We start from the raw sequence: 16,904 nt of genomic DNA, 5'->3' as shown, positions 1-16,904 counted from the left end.
TGTTCGTTGTTATGTTCGTCCGCAGCGCGCCTATGGCCCCAGCCGATAGACCCGCGCCGCCGTCGTGCTGAAGATCGCCTCGCGCTGCTCGCGGCTGAGCCGCTCGGCGGCCGCCTTGAAGGCGTCGATGAGATCGCGGTAGCTGGTCCACAGCTTCTCGATCGGAAAGTTCGAGCCGAACAGGCAGCGGTCCGCGCCGAAGATCGCGACCGTGTCGATCACGACGCCGGCGACATGCGCGGCATCGTTGCGGTGGATGAAGGTACCGAGCCCGGACAGCTTCGACACGACGTTCGGGCGCTGCGCGAGCCGCGCCATGCCGGCGCGCCAGGCGGCGCGGCCTTGCGGCGACAGATCCTCCAGCATGCCGGCATGTTGCAGGATGAACGTCACGTCGGGGCAGGCCTCGGCGAGGCCGGCCGCATCGGCCATCTGCGGCGCGAACACCTGCAGGTCGAAGCTCCAGCCATAGTCGGCGAGATGGCCGACATTGCGCCGGATCACCGGATCGGTGCAGAGATCGGGACGGGCCGCGAAGCGATAGAGCGGGTTTTCGTGCCAGTGCAGTTGCATGCGCACGCCGCGCACCAGAGGATAACGCTTCAACCGATCGAGCTGCGGTCGGACGTCGTCGACGGTGAAATCGGCATAGGCGACGAGCGCGTGCGGCCAGCCGTGCTGATCCGCGGTCTGCTGAACCCAGGCCGCCTCGTCCTCAAACTGGCCGTTCGGCCAGTTGGTCTGGACATAGACCGATCGGGTGACGCCGGTGCCCTTGAGGTCGTCGAGATATTCCCCGATCGGATAGTCGCGGCGGATCGGCTCGTAGGGGCCGAAGATGCGCGGCTGCATCGGGCCGGACAGCCAGGCGAGATCGGCCTGACGCCAGATGTGATGATGTGCGTCGACAATGCCGGTCACGCAGCTCTCCTTGTTGCAAGCGACAGCAGATGCGCGACCACTGCCGCGCTCGATCCGCCGTCCACGAGATCATCGACCAAGCGCTGGATCGCGATCAGTGCCTCGGTTTGCGGCTTGAACCCGGGCGAGGTCGCGAGCGGCGTCAGCCAGCTCACGCGCCAGGCCCGGCGCGACAACTTTGCGACGGCATCGCACAATGCGGCCGGATCGCCACGCTCGAGGCCGTCGGAGACGATCACGATCGCGGCGCCGCGGGCATATCCGCCGAACCGGGGCACGGCGAGGAAGGCCTGCAGCGCGTCGCCGATCCTTGTGCCGCCGTCCCAATCGCTGACCAGGAAGGAGGCCGCGTTCAGCGCCTGCTCGCGCCGCTTCAGCCGCAGCGCCGGGGTGACACGGGTCAGACGCGTGCCGAAGGTGAACACCTCGACATTGCCGGCCGCCTGCACCAGCACATGTGCGAGCCTCATGTTCTCCTCGGTGCGCGCCTTCATCGAGCCGGAGACGTCGATCAGCAACAGGATCTTGCGCGGGCGGTGGCGGCGGCGCATCCGGCCGAGCCGCAGCACTTCGCCGTCATTGCGCACGCTGTCACGCAGCGTGCGGCGCAGATCGGCGAATGGACCAGAGCGCGCACGGCGGCGCCGGTGGCCGCGGCGCCGCGGCAGCCGTTTTGCCGCGTCGCGCGCCAGCCGGCGCAGCGGATCGCTGGTTGCTGTCTGCGCAAAGCGGCGCTCGACCAGCGCTTCGGCGCGCGCGGCGGCGAGGCCGGATTCGTTGGCCTCATCGGCAAGCGGCGGCTCGTCCTCGCCGCCGCCTTCCTCCTGCAGGCGGACGGTCTCCTCGTCCTCGCCTTCGGCCTGCTCGATCGCATCAGCGTCGCGGAAATGGATGTCGAACAGCCGGTCATACGTCGCGCGGCGCTCCGGCGGCGGCGCCAGCGTCGCAAGCCCGGCCTGACGGATGTGCTCCAGGCTGCGCGGCCCGAGCAGCTCGACCGCGGCGAGGAAGCTCGTCGTCTGCTCCGGCGCGACCGAGAAGCCGTTGGCGCGCAGCAGCGCGACAAAGGACACGAAGATCTGCGCGGCACGCGGCAGCTTGCGGTCGTCGCTCACGCGGCTGCCTCCGCGATGATCGCATCGAGCCGGGGTGAGATGAAGTGAAGATCCTCCTCGTCCTTCAGCGCGACGCCGATCGAGCGCCTGAAGGCATCCGGCCAGCGTGCGCCGCCCTTGTTGAGCAAGGTCGCGGCCTCGGCCCAGTCGACTGCCTCGGCAACCCCGGGGGCCTTGCTCAGTGGCTCGCGGCGCAGCCGGCCGACCGCGGCGACCACGGCGCGGGCGGTCGCCTCGGCGACGCTGGAGGCCCGCATCATCACGATCCGCGCCTCGCGCTCGGCATTCGGATAATCGATCCAGTGATAGACGCAGCGCCGCCGCAGCGCCTCGTGCAGATCGCGCGTCCGGTTCGAGGTCAGCACCACGACGGGATGCTCGGTGGCGCGCACGGTGCCGCGCTCGGGGATCGATATCTGGAAGTCGGAGAGGAATTCGAGCAGGAAGGCCTCGAATTCCTGATCGGCACGGTCGATTTCGTCGATCAGGAGCACGGTCGCGTCCGGCGCCCGAAGTGCCGCGAGCATCGGCCGCTCGATCAGGAACGAATCGCCGTAGATGTCGATGCTCTCTTCGCCCGCCTGCCGGATCGCCAGCATTTGGCGCGGATAGTTCCACTCATAGAGTGCGGCGGATGCGTCGATGCCCTCATAGCATTGCAGGCGGATCAGCCGGCGGCCAAGCACGGCGGCGATCGCCTTCGCGGCTTCGGTCTTGCCGACACCCGGCGCGCCCTCGAGCAGCAGCGGCTTGCCGAGCGCAAGCGAGAGATAGGCGGCGGTCGCGATGCCATCGTCGGCGAGGTAATAGGCCGCGCGCAGCGCCTTCTCCAGCGCCTCGGGGCTGTCGATGCCGACGATGTTGCTGCGGACCGGCATGGAAGGACCTCAGCGCCGCGGTTGCGGCCGTGCGCCGCCCTGTGCCTTGATCGCGCGCAGCACTTTCTCCGGCGTGATCGGCAGATCGTCGATCCGGACGCCGACGGCATTGAAGATCGCGTTCGCGACCGCGGGCAACACTGGATTGGCGCACATCTCGCCGGGTCCCTTGGCGCCGAATGGGCCGTCCGGCGCCGGGCGTTCCAGCACCGCAATGTCGTGCGGGCAGATGTCGCCGGGGCCCGGCATCAGGTATTCGACGAAGTCGCGCGGGCCATGCACCGGCTCCGGATAATACGGCTCCGGCGTCTCGTAGAGCGCGTGGCTGACGCCCATCCAGGCGCCGCCGACCAATTGCTGCTCGACCAGCCGCGGATTGAGCGCGCGGCCGAGCTCATAGGCAGAATCCATCCTGACCATGTCGACCTCGCCGGTCTCGTCGTCGACCTCGACCTCCGCGACGAGACAGGCATGCGCATAACAGGTCGCCGGCGACATCTCGCCGGTTTCAGGGTCCACGTCGGACAGCGGCACCAGGAAGATGCCGCGGCCGGAGATCGTCTTGCCCTGCTTGAACTGCGCGGCGATCGCGACGTCCTTGGTCGAGATCGAACGATGCGGCGCGCCCTTGACATGGATGTTGCCGCGGCCGTCGGTCTCGAGGTCGGCGGCGTTGACCTCAAGTTCCTCGGCGGCCGCCTCCATCATCACGCCACGGGCCTCCCGCGCCGCCGCCATCACGGCGTTGCCGACGCGGTGGGTGCCGCGCGAGGCGAACGAGCCCATGCAGTGCGGACCGGTGTCGGAATCCGCGGTGTCGACATAAACATCCTCGACCGGCACGCCGAGCGTCTCGGCGCAAATCTGGCGCGTCACCGACTTCATGCCCTGGCCGAGATCGATCGATGACAGCGCCACGGTGAACTTGCCGCTCGGGTTGGAATGTACCAGCGCCTGGCTCGGATCGCCGCCGAGATTCATGCCGATGGGATAGTTGACCGATGCGATGCCGCGTCCGCGATGCCGGGTCATGGTCAGCGCCTCCTGGTGCCGAAGACGGAAGAGAAGCGGGTGGCGCCATGCGACGGCGAGGCCGGCCGCGGTGGCGGCGGCGATGACGGGGGCGGCGGAGAGGGCGGCGGCGGCGGTGGCGGCTCGCGGGTTGCGGCCGGCGCGCGGTCATACGTCGTGCGCTGCTGGGACGGTGCGGCGGGCGGTGCATGCGACTCCCGCGGCGTCAGCGTCACGGCGGCACGGAGACCGCCACCATCCTTGCGCGACGACATCCGCTTGAACTCCTCGCGGATCGGCCATTTGGCCTTCTCCGCGGCGACCTGCACGCATTCGATCAACGCCGTGTTCTTGGCCTCGCGCCGATGCGCCTTCATGTCGCCGTCGCGATACGCATTGAGGATCCGGAACTCCATCGGGTCCATGCCGACCAGGTGGGCGAGCTTGTCCATCTGGCATTCGATGGCGAAATCCATCGCCGTGACGCCGAAGCCGCGCATCGCGGTGGCGGGCGTGCGGTTGGTGAAGACGCAGTAGACGTCGCCATGGACGTTCGGGATCGTGTACGGGCCAGGCAGATGCGCGGCGCATTTCACCGCCGCATAGCTCGACAGCCGCGTATAGGCGCCGCTGTCGAAATAGGCGCGCACCTTGCGCGCGACCACGCGTCCGTCGCGCATCACGCCGTCCTTGATGTAGATGCGCTCGGCGCCACGCGGCGGGCCGTATTGCATCTCCTCTTCGCGCCCGAACACGTAGCGCACCGGGCGCCCCGTCAGCATCGCGCCGAGAATGCACAGCGGCTCGGTCAGGGTATCGACCTTGCCGCCGAACCCGCCGCCTACCGTGCCGCCGATGAAGTGGAAGGTGTTGGAGGGAACGTCGAGGATCTTGGCGCAGGTGTCGACCGAGAAGAACAGCGCCTGCGTCGAGGTATAGACGATATAGCGGCCGTTGGTGTCGGGTGCTGCGATGGAGCCGTTGGTTTCGGTCGGCGCGTGCTCGATCGGCGACATCTGGTAGCGCTGCTCCAGCACATGGTCGGCCGTGGCCAGTGCGCGATCAGCGTCGCCGAAGCGCAGCTGCTGGCGATCATAGGTCTCGTGATAGGTGAAGGTGTTCTTGGGGTAGACCTCGTTGACGACGGGCGCGCCGGGCTTCAGCGCCTCCTCGACGTCGAACACCGCCGGCAGCGGCTCATAGTCGATCTTGACCTTGGCAATGGCTTCGAACGCCTCGCGCGGACTGTCGGCGACGATGGCGACGATCGGTTCGCCCTTGTAGCGCACTTTGTCGACCGCGAGCGACGGCTCGTCGTCCTTGCCGAAATTGATCAGACTGAGCAGCGTGTTCAAATTGCGCGGCACGTCGGAGGCGCGGATCACGCGTCGCACCCCCTGCGACCGCTCGGCCTCCGAAGTGTCGATGCGGCGCAGCCGTGCATGGGAATGGGCGCTGCGGACCACCTTCAGGTGCAGCATGCCTTGCAGCTTGTGATCGTCGAAATAGGGCGAGGTGCCGGTGACATGGCCAAGCATGTCCTGACGCTGCGTGCCCTTGCCGATTTCCTTCAGATTGTCGTCGCGCTCGTCGGCGAAGATATCCTTGCGCAATTCCAGCATGGCACTGTTCCCTTACGCGCGGGCCCGGCCGCCGGAAGCGGCCGCCAGCACGGCGTTGATGATCGGCTCATAGCCGGTGCAGCGGCAGATATTGCCGGAGATCGCCTCGACCACCTCCGCACGGCTCGGTTGCGGATTGCGATCGAGCAGCGCTTTCGCGGCCATCAGCATGCCCGGCGTGCAGTAGCCGCACTGCGCGGCGAAATTGTCGGCGAAGGCGCGTTGCAGCGGATGCAGGGTGGGACCGTCCTTGATGCCGTCGAGCGTCTCGACGGAGCGGCCGGCGACCGTCTCGGCGAGCGTCAGGCAGGAGAGATGCAGCTCGCCGTCGATCAGCACGCTGCAGGTGCCGCAGCCGCCCTGGCCGCAACCGAATTTGGGCGTCATGTCGCCGATCAGCTCGCGGAGCGCGACCAGAAGATTGGTGCCGCCGTCGACGAAGATCGCGACGTCGCGGCCATTGTGGCTGAATTGCAGAGGGGTCTTGGCCATGACGATCTATTCCTGACCGGACAACAGGCGCCTGAGATGCACGCCGACGATCTCGCGGCGATACCAGGCGCTGGCGAGCGCATTGTCGCCGGGCGAAGTTCCTTCGACGGCTGCCGCCGCCGCCGCGCTGATCGTGGAGGCGTCGAGCGAGCGTCCTTCCAGCGCGCGCTCGGCGGCGCGGGCGCGGATCGGGGTCGGCGCCATCGAGCCGAGCGCGACGCGGGCGCCGACGATGCGGCTGCCGTTGACCGGCAGATGCGCCGCGAGCGTGATCACCGCGCCGCCCTTGGGCTTGATTCGCGCGATCTTGCGGTAGCGGAAGGCCTCGGTGCTGCCGGGCTTGGCAAAGGAGATCGCGAGCACCAGCGTGCCGGCCTGCCGGTCGCGCGATTGCAAAAATTCCTCGATTCCGACCTCGCGGCCGCCAAGCCCGCCCTGCACCGACACGACGGCATCGAGCACAAGCATCGCGACCGTGAAGTCGCCATATGGCACCGGCGCGAACAGATTGCCGCCGACCGTGCCCATGTTGCGCACCGCCGGTCCGCCGATCGAGCGGGCGGGGGCGTGCAGGAAGCCGAGATCGCGCTCGGCCAGGATGCGCGCGAAGGTGACGCCGGCGCCGAGCGTGATACGCGAGCCGGACGCGTCGATCCGCGTCATCGCCTGGTCGCTTGCGCGCACGACGGTCGAGATCGAGATGTCGCCCTCGTTCAGCGCCCGCATCACCAGCGTGCCGCCGCCGAGATAGCGCGCGCTGCGATCCGACGACAGCGCCGCCGCGGCGTCATGGGTGCTGGTGAAGGTCTTCACCGTGACTGGCATGATGTCCTTCCCCGCTTACGCGGCCTCCTTCAGATGCCGGCGGATGGCGTCGAAGCCGGCCTGGTAGATGTCTTCCGAAACCATGTGCGTGATGCGGTCCGTGTCCTCGGTCCGCGTCGTGAAGCGCGACTCCCAGTGCCAGAATGTGCGGTCACCATCGGTGACCGGCAGCAGGCGGACATGCGCCACGTAGTTGAACATCGGAACCGGCGTGTCGAGCAGGCAGTAGCTGAACGATTGTTCGAGATCCGATAGCGCCAGCAACTGCTCGCGCAGCTCGGAGCCGTCCTTCAGCTTGAAGCGCCTGACACAGCCGATCTTGTCGGACGGCTGCGCCCGCTCGATACCGCTGGTCGCGACCGCCGGGTGCCAGCGGTCATGGCCGTTGAAATCGCGCAGCACGGCCCACACCGCATCGGTCGGTGCATCCAGGATCGTGCTCTTGACGATGTGCGGCACGGTCAGCTTCCAATATCTCGCGTTTGCATCAATGCGGCCGCGCGTATCACCTCTCCCGGACGGGGAGAGGTCGGCGCGTAGCGCCGGGCGAGGGGGCTCCGGCCCCACGAGGGACGGCAACCCTTCACCCGGATCGCATCATGCGATGCGATCCGACCTCTCCCACAGGGGGAGAGGTGGACCGTCTGCACGGCGATATCTGGCCTATGCATTTCGCTATCCCCCGAACGCACGCTTCAGCGCGTCGAACCCGCCCTGAAACACAGCGCCGCCGATATTGTTGACCAGTTCCGTCTCGCGCTCCGGCGCGCAGTCGAACTCGGCGGTCCACTCCATGAACGTCTGGTCGCCATCGGTGACCGGCGTCAGCCGCAGCGTCGCGACGTAGTTCTCGACGCCCATCGGCGATTCCAGGATCGAGTAGGTGCAGAACATGTCGTAGTCGGACAGGCCGAGCAGCTTCTCGCGGATGCGATCGCCGTTGCGCAGGCGGAAATCCCTGACGCAGCCGATCTTGTCGGAGGGCTCGCCGCCCTCGATCCGGCTTTCGGCGATCGCAGGGTGCCAGTTCGGCAGCCCGTTGAAATCACGGACGCGCGCCCAGACCCGGTCGTTGCGGGCGTTGACGACGGTGGAGACGTAAACCCGTGCCATGTTCCCAGCTCAGTCCTTCTTGCGCGGCGTGCGTTCGGGGCGCGGCTCGCCGCCGCCTTCGGGCGCTGCCGGCTTGGCGTCGGCGCCGCTTTTGCGTGCGGAGTCCTTGATGCCCTGCATGTCCCGAGCCTCGCGGATCAGGCCGGGCATCTTCGCGAGGCTGCCGCCCTCGACGCCGATATCCGACAGGATGGAGTCGATCAGCGGCGCCTGCACGCGGTAGCGCAGCGCCGAATCGATCACCTCGTCGGTGGCGCTGCGCGAGGTGCCGCCGCCATTGCCGTTGCCGTTGAGCCCGTCGACCTGGAGGATACGGATGCCCTCGATCTTCTCCATCGGCTTGACGCTCTCGCGCACGATGCCCTCGATCCGGTCGAGCAGCTTGCGGCGGAACAGCGAGTAGCGCGCCTGGTCGGTCAGCACGTTCTCGGCCTCATTGAGCAGGCGCTGCGCCTCGGCCTCGACGGTAGCACGGACCCGTTCGGCCCCGGCCGCGATCCTGGTTTCCTCGGCCTGCTTCTCGGCGAGCAGCACCTCGACGGTCTTGCGCCGCTTGGCGATCTCGCTCTCGCGCGCGGTGACGACGCGCTCGGCCGCCTCGGTGGCATGGACCCTCGCGTCCTCGGCGGCGGCGCGCGCCGCGGATTCCTCCAGCGACTTCTGGTGCAGCGCGATGGCCTTCTCCATCAAGGCGGTCTCGACGTCCTTCTCCCTGTTCACCTCGAGCTTGCGCAGCTCGCGCTCGCGGCCGATCCGCGCCTCGTCGAGGCCGCGGTCGGAGGCGATGCGGGCGCGCTCGACCTCCTCACGCGCCGCGATCTCGGCCTCCTGCAGCGATTGATTGCGGGCGACCTCGAGTTGCTCGATCGCGCGGCGCCGTGCGATGCGCGCCGCCTCCAGCGCCTGCTCGCGGGAGACGTCGGTGGTCTCGACTTCCTTGCGCGCCGTGATCTCGGCCTGCTTCACTTGCCGGTCGGCATCGATGCGCTCCGATCGCTTGGCGGCGAGCGCGATCACGCGCTCCTCGTCGGCGAGCTCGATCGCCCGCTTCTGGTCGATGTTGAGCACCTCGCGGGTCCTGGAGGAAGCGATCCGCTCGCTCTCCAGCGCCAGCTCGACATCGATCCGCTGTCGCTCGATTGCGTCGCGGCGCTTCAGCTCGGCGGCCTCGATCGCTCCGGTGCGCTCGATCTCGAGCGCGCGGGTCTCGCGCTCGGCACGGATGCGCTGTGCCGCGACTGACTTTTCTTGCGAAATGCGTGCCGCCTCGATCGATTCGCGCGAGGCGATGTCGGCTTCCTCGATCGCGCGGGTGCGCGCGATCTCCAGTGCACGGACATGTTCCTCCTGGGCGATCCGGGACGCCTCGGTGGCGTCGCGCGCGGTGATCCCGGCGATCTCGATCGCCTGGTTGCGCTCGATCTCGAGCTTGCGCGTGGTGTGATCGGCGGCGATGCGCTCGGCGGCAAGCGTCTTCTCTCTGATGATCCGGGCGGCCTCGACCGCCTTCTGCGCCTCGATCTCGGCTTCCTGGATGGTGCGAACCTGCTGGATCTCCAGCGCGCGGGTGCGCTCGTCGGAGGAGATGCGCTCGACATTGACCGTCATGGTCTGGGCGATGCGCGCTTTCTCGGTCGCCTCACGGGCCGCGATCTCGGCTTCCTCGACGGCGCGGGTGCGCTCGATCTCGCGGCGACGGGTTTCTTCTTCGTTTGCGATGCGGGCATCGGTGACGACGCGATCCTGCTGGATGCGGGCCTTTTCGATCGACTCGCGGGCCGCGATCTCGGCCTCTTCCACCGTGCGCATCCGCTCGATCTCGCGCTGGCGGACCTCGCGTTCCGAGGCGATGCGGGTGGTGTCGACCGAGCGCTGGTTGGCGATCCTTGCTTTCTCGATCTCCTCGCGCGCCAGCAATTCCCGTTCTTCCACCGCGCGGGTGCGTTCGATCTCCCGGTGCCGCGTCTCACGCTCCGACGCGATCCGGGCCTCGGTGATCGCCTGCTCGTTGGCGATGCGCGCCTTTTCGATGGCTTCGCGCGCGGTGATCTGGGCCTGCTCGGCCTCGGTCTCGCGCAGCGCGCGCTCGCGTGCGACTTCGGTGCGCTGCAGGGCGCGGCGCATCTCGATGTCGCGTTCCTGTTCGAGGCGGGCGGTCTCGCTCTCGCGCTCGATGTCGAGCGCCTGCCGCTCGGCCTCCAGGTTGCGGGAGCGGATCTTGATCATCGAGTCCTGCTCGATGTCGTTGCGCAGCTTGCGCTTGGCCTCGATGTCCTCCATCAGGCGAGTCAGGCCTTCGGCGTCGAAGCGGTTCGACGGGTTGAAATGTTCGAGGTCGGTCTGGTCGAGATCGGTAATCGCGACCGACTCGAGCTCGAGGCCGTTCTGCGCCAGCGCTTCGGCGGCGTTGGCCTTGACGCGGGCGACATATTCGCCGCGCTGCTCGTGCATCTGCTCCATGGTCATCTCGGAAGCAACCGAGCGGATCGCGGAGATGAACTTGCCAGAGAGCAGGGTGTGCAGCTGCTCCGGTTCCATGGTGCGGCGGCCAAGCGTGGCGGCGGCGATCGAGACGGCTTCGCGGGTCGCCTGCACCCGGACGTAGAAATCGGCCTCGATGTCGACGCGCATGCGGTCGCGGGTGATGACGGCATCCTGCCTGGAGCGTACGATCCCCATCGGCAGCACGTTCATGTTGACCGGCGTGTAGTCGTGGATGAACGGCAGCACGAAGGCGCCGCCATTGATCACCACCCGTTCGCCGAGGAAACCGGTCCGGACGAAGGAAATTTCCTTCGATGAGCGGTGGTAGAGCCAGTTCACCACATAGACGATGATGACGATCGCGACGATTGCGACGATGAGCCAGAGGATCAATTCACCGACCAGCATCCCCGACATGTCTTCCTCCCTTGGTCACGGCGCGTTAGCGCGCGCCGATCGCCTTGAACTTGCGAACCTGATCCGTCAGCGCCCGCTCGACCGGCAAGCGCTCCATCGAGGAGGCGCCGTAGAAGCCGTGGCAGTTGCGGGTCTGCTTCATGATGAAATCGGCATCCGCGGGGTCCGCGATCGGGCCGCCATGCGCGAGCACGATGATGTTCGAATTGACGCTGAGCGCGGCCTCGGCCCAGGCCTCGATGCGGGCAGGGCAGTCGGCGAGCTTCAGCGCGGTCTGCGCGCCGATCGTGCCGCCCGTGGTCAGGCCCATATGGCAGACGATGATGTCGGCGCCGGCGATCGCCATCGCGGTCGCCTCCTGCTCGCTGAACACATAGGGCGTGGTCAGCATGTTCTTGTCATGCGCCTTCGCGATCATGTCGATCTCGAGCGCATAGGATATCCCGGTCTCTTCGAGATTGGCGCGGAAGGTGCCGTCGATCAGGCCGACGGTCGGAAAGTTCTGCACGCCGGCGAAGCCGATCGCCTTGAGCTGGTCGAGGAACACATCCATGTCGCGGAACGGATCGGTGCCGTTGACCCCGGCGAGCACCGGCGTCCTGGTCACGACCGGCAGCACCTCGCCGGCCATCTCGACGACGATCGCATTGGCATCGCCATAGGGCATCAGGCCGGCGAGCGAGCCGCGGCCGGCCATGCGGTAGCGGCCGGAATTGTAGATCACGATCAGGTCGACGCCGCCGGCCTCCTCGCATTTTGCCGATAGGCCAGTGCCGGCGCCGCCACCGACGATCGGCTCGCCGCGGGCGATCATGGCGTGAAACTTCTTCAACAGCGCCGCGCGTTCAAACCTGGGCATGGGTCACCTCGCCACTCTCCGCCGGCCACCGGCGCGTCCGAGCAGCGGACGGAACGCGCTGACGATGGCGGCGGTGAACTCGGCATCGTTGATGTTGCGCTTGATGCGGATGATCTGCCGGTTGGCGGTCTGGCGCACGGTGCGCTCCAGCGCGCGGAACAGCGCCGTGTCGGCATCGGGGTCCCAGAACGGCTGGCCGGGCGCATCCAGCGCGGAGACGCCGCCTTCGGGCAGGAAGAAGCGCACCGGCCCGTCCATCTGGTTGAGGCGTTCGCCGATCCAGCGGCCCATGCGCTCGTTCTCTTCCGGCGTGGTCCGCATCAAGGTGACCTGCGGATTGTGGACGTGGAATTTGCGCTGCCGGTAGCGCTCCGGAATGGTGTCGGGCGCGCCGAAGTTCACCATATCCAGCGCGCCGACCGAGCCGACATAGGGCACGCGGCTGCGGATGATGGCGCCGAAGCGGTCGTCGGTCGCCGGGAACACGCCGCCGATCAGGAGGTCGCAGACCTCGGTCGTGGTAAGATCGATGACACCGGCGAGCTGGCCGGATTCGACCAGCTTCTCCATCGAGCGGCCGCCGACGCCGGTGGCGTGGAAGACGAGGCACTCGAAATCGTCGCGCAGGTCAGCCGCGATCTTCTGCACCGCCGGCGTGGTGACGCCGAACATGGTGATGCCGATGGCCGGAAGATGAGCGCCCGTATCACGCGGCTTGGCGGCCTGTTCGTCGAGCCGCGCCTTGACCATGCCGACCATGGCGTGGGCGCCGTTGCCGAGCACGCTGCGCGAGATCGAATTGAGGCCCTGCACGTCGGTCACCGAATACATCATGGTGATGTCGGCGGGCCCCACATAGGGACCAACGTCGCCGGACGCGACCGAGGAGATAATCAGCTTGGGCACGCCGACCGGAAGCGCCCGCATCCCTGGGGCGACCAGCGACGCGCCGCCCGAGCCGCCCGCGGAGATAATGCCGGCGACATTGCCCTGGCGGCGCAGCCATCGCTCGAATGCCTCCGCCATCGCGGTCACCGAGGCGCCGCGATCGGTGCCGAATACGCTGGAGCCGCCACGGCCGTGGTTGAGGGCAATCTCCTGCGCGGTGACGTCGCAGCTCGCCGCCTTGCCGCTGGTCGAGACGTCGACCAGCCGGGTGCGCAGGCCGCTGCCCGCGACGATATCGCGGATGAAGCGCAGCTCAGCGCCCTTGGTGTCGAGCGTGCCGACGACCAGCACGACGGGCGGCCCCGATGTCCTCGACGTCGCCGGTTCGCGCCGCGTGCGGGTCGTCTCCTCGAGACGCGTGACGGCGATGGACTGCGTCCGTGCAGCGGCCTCGATACGGGCGATCGGCACCGGTTGCGACCAGCGCGTCGGCAGCACGGGATTGGAGACGTAGATGCGAACCGGACCCTTGCGTTCCAGCTGCGGCGCGCCGGCCGCCTCAGCTTTTTTCGGCGCCGTCTCGGCATCGATCTCGTCAGCGCCGTGGGTGCCGACGCCGAGCAGCCGCTGCTGCAGCTCGCGGTCGGTCGCGAGGCGGGCGGAGGCGATGATGCGATTGATCCGGCCATTGACCATGATGGCGACGTTGCGCGACACCGCGGTCGCCACGCCGATGTTCTGCTCGATGACCAGCACGGACATGTCGCCTTCGTCGCCGAGGCGCAGCAGCATCTCCTCGACTTGCGCGACGATCACAGGCGCAAGGCCCTCGGTCGGCTCGTCCATGATCAGGAGCTGCGGGTTGGTGAGCAATGCGCGCGAGATCGCAAGCATCTGCTGTTCGCCGCCGGAGAGCTGGTTGCCGCCGTTGTTCTTGCGTTCGGCAAGGCGCGGGAAGGTGTCGTAGATGCGCTCGACGGTCCAGGCGCCGCGGCGCAGGCCGCCGGCGAGCGCCAGGTGTTCGTCGACCGTCAGCGAACGCCACAGCCGCCGGCCCTGCGGCACATAGCCGACGCCGAGTCGGGCGATCCGCGCCGGGTTCAGCCGCGTGGCCTCTTCGCCCCGAATCCGGATCGAGCCGCTGCTGGCGCGCACCAGTCCCATGATCGCCTTGCACAGCGTGGTCTTGCCCATGCCGTTGCGGCCGACCACCGAGAACACGCCGGAATCGAGCGTGAGGTCGACGCCCTGCAGTGCATGCGAATGCCCGTAGTAGACGTCGAGGCCTTTCACCTCGAGTGCGGGAACTGGGCGGCGGTCATTCATGGCCGCCTCCGAGATAAAGCTCCTGCACCTCGGGATCGGACTCGATTTCGCGCGGCAGGCCTTCCTTGAAGATGCGGCCGTTGTGCATCATCGTGACGCTCTCGACGACGCGCAGCGCGACGTCCATGTCGTGCTCGATGATGATGTAGCCGATATGCGCAGGCAGCGAGGTCAGGATCTCGATCAGCTCGCGCCGCTCGGTCGGCGACAGTCCCGCCGCCGGCTCGTCGAACAGGATGAAGCGCGGCGCGCCGGCCAGTGCCAATGCGATCTCGAGCTGCCGCTGCTGGCCGTGTGCCAGCTCGGCGACGCGCTGATCCTTGACGCCGGCAAGGTGCACGGCCTGCACCAGCGTTTCGGTCGCGTGCATCAGCGCATCGTTCTGCCCGGGGCGCAGCAACGAGAACCGGCCGCGGGAGACGCCGCGGCAGGCGAGATAGACGTTGTCCTGCACGGTGAGGCCGGGGAACAGCGCCGAGATCTGGTAGGTGCGGCGCAAGCCCCTGCGGATTCGCTCATAGGGCGGGAACTGGGTGATGTCCTCGCCGAAGAAGCGGATCGTGCCGGAGGAGGGCGGGAAGTCGCCGGTGATGCAGTTGAACAGCGTGGTCTTGCCGGCGCCGTTGGAGCCGAGGACCGCGCGCCGCTCGCCCGGACGCACGGTGATGGTGACGTCGGTCAGCGCCGCCAGCGCGCCGAACAGCCGGGTCACGCCGCGCAGCTCCAGGGCTGCCCCGGCGCCGACCACGGACAGTCGCTGCGCGACGCTATCCATGGCGGCCTCCGCCTGAACGTTGCGTCGAGGCTGCGCTGCGGCGCCGCCAGCGCTCCCAGAGGCCGATCACGCCATCCGACGACCAGAACACGATGGCAAGGAAGCCGAGTCCGATCAGCAGCCGGAAGCGGTTGCCGTCGAGCCCGAACTTGATCAGCACGTCGAGCGCGAAGGTGCGCAGCAGGACGAAGATCAGCGCGCCGATGAACGGGCCGATCGGCCGGGTGATGCCGCCGACCACAGCGATGATCAGGACGTCGATGCAGGCGCCGACGCTGACCGAGCCGGGCGAGATCTGCCGGTAGTTCCAGACTTGCAGCACGCCGCCGAGTGCCGCGATGAAGGCGGCGAGGGCATAGGCCGCGATGCGATGCGCGTTCGGATTGAAGCCGAGTGCGGCCATGCGGCGGGGGTTGTCGCGGACGCCTTGCAGCGCGAGGCCGAACGGCGCGCGCGAGACATACTGGACGGCGAAGTAGCAGATCGCGGCGACGCCGAGCGTCACATAGTAGAAGGCGATATCGGCGCGCCAGTCGACGCCCCAGAAATGCGGCGTCGCGACGGTGTTGATGCCGGTGTGGCCGTTGAAGATCGCCCAGTTCTGGTTGGTGAAATAGTAGAAGGCCGCACCGATCGCCAGCGTGATCATGATGGTGTAGATGCCCTCGGTGCGCACCGCGAGCGCGCCGCCGAGTGTGCCGAACAGCGTCGCCAGCGCCAGCGCCATCGGGGTCGCGAGCCACCACGGCCAGCCGAGGCTGATATTGGCGTTGCCGCTCATGCCGAACACCGCGACCATGTAGCCAGCGAAGCCCGCGATGGTGAGCTGCATCAGGCTGACCATGCCGCCATAGCCGGCGAGGAACATCAGGCTCAGCGCGATGATGCCGAGGATCAGCGTGGTGGCGAAGATCTCGATCAGGAAGAAGCCGTTGGCGATCAGCGGCATGATCACGAGGATCAGCGCGACCAGCCAGGCCGCCGGATTCTGGAATTCCGGCCAGGTGCGGATCAGGGCGCGGCGGGTCGCGTTGGCGGATGGGTCGGGGCGGAACTGGGTGCTCTGCAGCAACGACATCTCATCGCCTCGCGAGCAGGCCCTGCGGCCGCAGCGCCAGCACCACGACCATGATCAGGAAGGTGACGACGATGGCGTAGGTCGGGATGTAGACCGAGCCGAGTTGCTCGGCGAGGCCGATGATGACGGCGCCGAGCGCAGCCCCCGGGATCGAGCCCATGCCGCCGACGATCACGACCACCAGCGAGGCGAGCAGGAAGCGCGTGTCCTCGCCCGGCGAGAGCGACTGGAAGGTGCCGCCGACGACGCCGGCGATGCCGGCAAGGCCCGCGCCGAGTGCGAACACCAGCACGAACACCAGCTGGATCCGCACCCCGGTCGCGGCCAGGATGTCGCGGTCGTCGACACCGGCGCGCACGATCATGCCGATCCGGGTGCGGTTGAGCGCCAGCCACATCGCGATGCCGATCACGACGGAGGCTAAGAAGATCACGAGCCGCACCAGCGGATATTGCAGATAGACCGGCTCGCCGGATGATTTGATCGCGGTCAGCAGCGGCAGCTGCACCGGGCCGATCAGCCAGCTCGGGGTCTGGACCTGGTAGAAGTCGCCGCCGAACACCCAGAGCATCAGATCAGCGAACACGATCGAGAGCCCGATCGTGACCATGGTCTGGCGCAGGTCCTGGCCCTCCATGCGGCGGAACACGGCGAGCTGCAGGATCACGCCGACCAGCGCCACCGCGATGAAGGCCACGACGAAGCTGAGGATCCACGATCCCGTCCAGGTGCTGATCGCATAGCCGATATAGCCGCCGAACAGATAGAGCGAGCCGTGCGCGAGGTTGACGTTGCGCATCAGGCCGAAGATCAGCGTGAAGCCGCTGGCCACCAGGAAATACAGCCCGCCGAGCGTGATGCCGTTCAAGACCGCGTTCAGGAACACGCGCTTGCGGCCGATCGCGGCCTCCAGTCCGGGCGGCCAGATCGCGAACACCAGCCACAGCAGCACCGCGACCGCGATGATCACGATCAGCGCCCAGGCCGGATGGCGTTCGATGAACCTGGCCATCTCCGTCGCGTTCCCTCTGACGTCGCGGCCGTCTGCCGGGCCGCGTATCAGTGCATCCTACCGAGGGCGAAAGCGGCGGATTTGATCG

The 16,904-nt window shown here is 67.7% G+C and carries 15 protein-coding genes; all 15 read right to left on the bottom strand.

Annotated elements, in window-relative coordinates:
- Nucleotides 1–30: 30 nt before the first annotated feature.
- Nucleotides 31–921: an amidohydrolase family protein gene (locus ACVW1C_RS10810; RefSeq protein ID WP_456758409.1), complete on the bottom strand. Its 891-nt coding sequence runs from the start codon at nucleotides 919–921 to the stop codon at nucleotides 31–33.
- Nucleotides 918–2,036 carry a vWA domain-containing protein gene (locus tag ACVW1C_RS10805; protein ID WP_456758408.1) on the bottom strand — a complete coding sequence of 373 codons (1,119 nt, stop codon included), beginning with the start codon at nucleotides 2,034–2,036 and terminating at the stop codon, nucleotides 918–920. The genes ACVW1C_RS10810 and ACVW1C_RS10805 overlap by 4 nt, the downstream gene beginning before the upstream one ends.
- Nucleotides 2,033–2,914, bottom strand: coding sequence for an AAA family ATPase (locus ACVW1C_RS10800; RefSeq protein ID WP_456758407.1), 882 nt, complete (start codon nucleotides 2,912–2,914; stop codon nucleotides 2,033–2,035). The genes ACVW1C_RS10805 and ACVW1C_RS10800 overlap by 4 nt, the downstream gene beginning before the upstream one ends.
- A 9-nt stretch (nucleotides 2,915–2,923) precedes the next feature.
- Nucleotides 2,924–3,946: a xanthine dehydrogenase family protein molybdopterin-binding subunit gene (locus tag ACVW1C_RS10795; protein WP_028333322.1), complete on the bottom strand. Its 1,023-nt coding sequence runs from the start codon at nucleotides 3,944–3,946 to the stop codon at nucleotides 2,924–2,926.
- Nucleotides 3,947–3,948: 2 nt separating this feature from the next.
- Nucleotides 3,949–5,547, bottom strand: coding sequence for a xanthine dehydrogenase family protein molybdopterin-binding subunit (locus ACVW1C_RS10790; RefSeq protein WP_456758406.1), 1,599 nt, complete (start codon nucleotides 5,545–5,547; stop codon nucleotides 3,949–3,951).
- 12 nt (nucleotides 5,548–5,559) lie between these two features.
- Nucleotides 5,560–6,039, bottom strand: coding sequence for a (2Fe-2S)-binding protein (locus ACVW1C_RS10785; protein WP_456758405.1), 480 nt, complete (start codon nucleotides 6,037–6,039; stop codon nucleotides 5,560–5,562).
- 6 nt (nucleotides 6,040–6,045) lie between these two features.
- Nucleotides 6,046–6,864: an FAD binding domain-containing protein gene (locus tag ACVW1C_RS10780; RefSeq protein ID WP_456758404.1), complete on the bottom strand. Its 819-nt coding sequence runs from the start codon at nucleotides 6,862–6,864 to the stop codon at nucleotides 6,046–6,048.
- A gap of 15 nt (nucleotides 6,865–6,879) precedes the next feature.
- Nucleotides 6,880–7,323 carry an SRPBCC family protein gene (locus ACVW1C_RS10775; RefSeq protein ID WP_456758403.1) on the bottom strand — a complete coding sequence of 148 codons (444 nt, stop codon included), beginning with the start codon at nucleotides 7,321–7,323 and terminating at the stop codon, nucleotides 6,880–6,882.
- Between the two features lie 216 nt (nucleotides 7,324–7,539).
- On the bottom strand, nucleotides 7,540–7,977 hold the full coding sequence (locus tag ACVW1C_RS10770) for an SRPBCC family protein (RefSeq protein ID WP_456758402.1): 438 nt from the start codon (nucleotides 7,975–7,977) through the stop codon (nucleotides 7,540–7,542).
- 9 nt (nucleotides 7,978–7,986) lie between these two features.
- A complete protein-coding gene (locus ACVW1C_RS10765; protein WP_456758401.1) occupies nucleotides 7,987–10,878 on the bottom strand; it encodes a flotillin domain-containing protein in 2,892 nt (963 codons plus the stop codon).
- A 25-nt stretch (nucleotides 10,879–10,903) separates the two neighbouring features.
- A complete protein-coding gene (locus tag ACVW1C_RS10760) occupies nucleotides 10,904–11,737 on the bottom strand; it encodes a phosphoenolpyruvate hydrolase family protein (protein ID WP_456758400.1) in 834 nt (277 codons plus the stop codon).
- A 3-nt stretch (nucleotides 11,738–11,740) separates the two neighbouring features.
- Nucleotides 11,741–13,951 carry a Tm-1-like ATP-binding domain-containing protein gene (locus tag ACVW1C_RS10755; protein ID WP_456758399.1) on the bottom strand — a complete coding sequence of 737 codons (2,211 nt, stop codon included), beginning with the start codon at nucleotides 13,949–13,951 and terminating at the stop codon, nucleotides 11,741–11,743.
- Complete coding sequence (locus ACVW1C_RS10750) at nucleotides 13,944–14,726, bottom strand: ABC transporter ATP-binding protein (RefSeq protein WP_021075866.1); 783 nt, start codon at nucleotides 14,724–14,726, stop codon at nucleotides 13,944–13,946. Before ACVW1C_RS10750 ends, ACVW1C_RS10755 begins: the two co-directional genes overlap by 8 nt.
- Nucleotides 14,719–15,804 (bottom strand): branched-chain amino acid ABC transporter permease, encoded by a 1,086-nt coding sequence (locus ACVW1C_RS10745; protein WP_456758398.1) that lies wholly within the window; start codon nucleotides 15,802–15,804, stop codon nucleotides 14,719–14,721. Before ACVW1C_RS10745 ends, ACVW1C_RS10750 begins: the two co-directional genes overlap by 8 nt.
- Before the next feature lies 1 nt (nucleotide 15,805).
- Entirely contained in the window at nucleotides 15,806–16,816 is a 1,011-nt protein-coding gene (locus ACVW1C_RS10740; RefSeq protein ID WP_456758397.1) for a branched-chain amino acid ABC transporter permease, read from the bottom strand.
- Nucleotides 16,817–16,904 lie beyond the last annotated feature (88 nt).

The organism is Bradyrhizobium sp. USDA 4011, assembly GCF_054063415.1.
The sequence above is the reverse complement of the archived record's forward strand: the minus strand, read 5'-3'. Positions and strand labels throughout refer to the sequence as shown.

What these genes read in the sequence shown, in the direction of transcription:
- ACVW1C_RS10745 (WP_456758398.1), bottom strand. Translation starts at nt 15,804, where the DNA reads ATGTCGTTGCTGCAGAGCACCCAGTTCCGCCCCGACCCATCCGCCAAC.
- ACVW1C_RS10765 (WP_456758401.1), bottom strand. Translation starts at nt 10,878, where the DNA reads ATGTCGGGGATGCTGGTCGGTGAATTGATCCTCTGGCTCATCGTCGCA.
- ACVW1C_RS10795 (WP_028333322.1), bottom strand. Translation starts at nt 3,946, where the DNA reads ATGACCCGGCATCGCGGACGCGGCATCGCATCGGTCAACTATCCCATC.
- ACVW1C_RS10785 (WP_456758405.1), bottom strand. Translation starts at nt 6,039, where the DNA reads ATGGCCAAGACCCCTCTGCAATTCAGCCACAATGGCCGCGACGTCGCG.
- ACVW1C_RS10760 (WP_456758400.1), bottom strand. Translation starts at nt 11,737, where the DNA reads ATGCCCAGGTTTGAACGCGCGGCGCTGTTGAAGAAGTTTCACGCCATG.
- ACVW1C_RS10755 (WP_456758399.1), bottom strand. Translation starts at nt 13,951, where the DNA reads ATGAATGACCGCCGCCCAGTTCCCGCACTCGAGGTGAAAGGCCTCGAC.
- ACVW1C_RS10800 (WP_456758407.1), bottom strand. Translation starts at nt 2,914, where the DNA reads ATGCCGGTCCGCAGCAACATCGTCGGCATCGACAGCCCCGAGGCGCTG.
- ACVW1C_RS10750 (WP_021075866.1), bottom strand. Translation starts at nt 14,726, where the DNA reads ATGGATAGCGTCGCGCAGCGACTGTCCGTGGTCGGCGCCGGGGCAGCC.
- ACVW1C_RS10770 (WP_456758402.1), bottom strand. Translation starts at nt 7,977, where the DNA reads ATGGCACGGGTTTACGTCTCCACCGTCGTCAACGCCCGCAACGACCGG.
- ACVW1C_RS10790 (WP_456758406.1), bottom strand. Translation starts at nt 5,547, where the DNA reads ATGCTGGAATTGCGCAAGGATATCTTCGCCGACGAGCGCGACGACAAT.
- ACVW1C_RS10780 (WP_456758404.1), bottom strand. Translation starts at nt 6,864, where the DNA reads ATGCCAGTCACGGTGAAGACCTTCACCAGCACCCATGACGCCGCGGCG.
- ACVW1C_RS10740 (WP_456758397.1), bottom strand. Translation starts at nt 16,816, where the DNA reads ATGGCCAGGTTCATCGAACGCCATCCGGCCTGGGCGCTGATCGTGATC.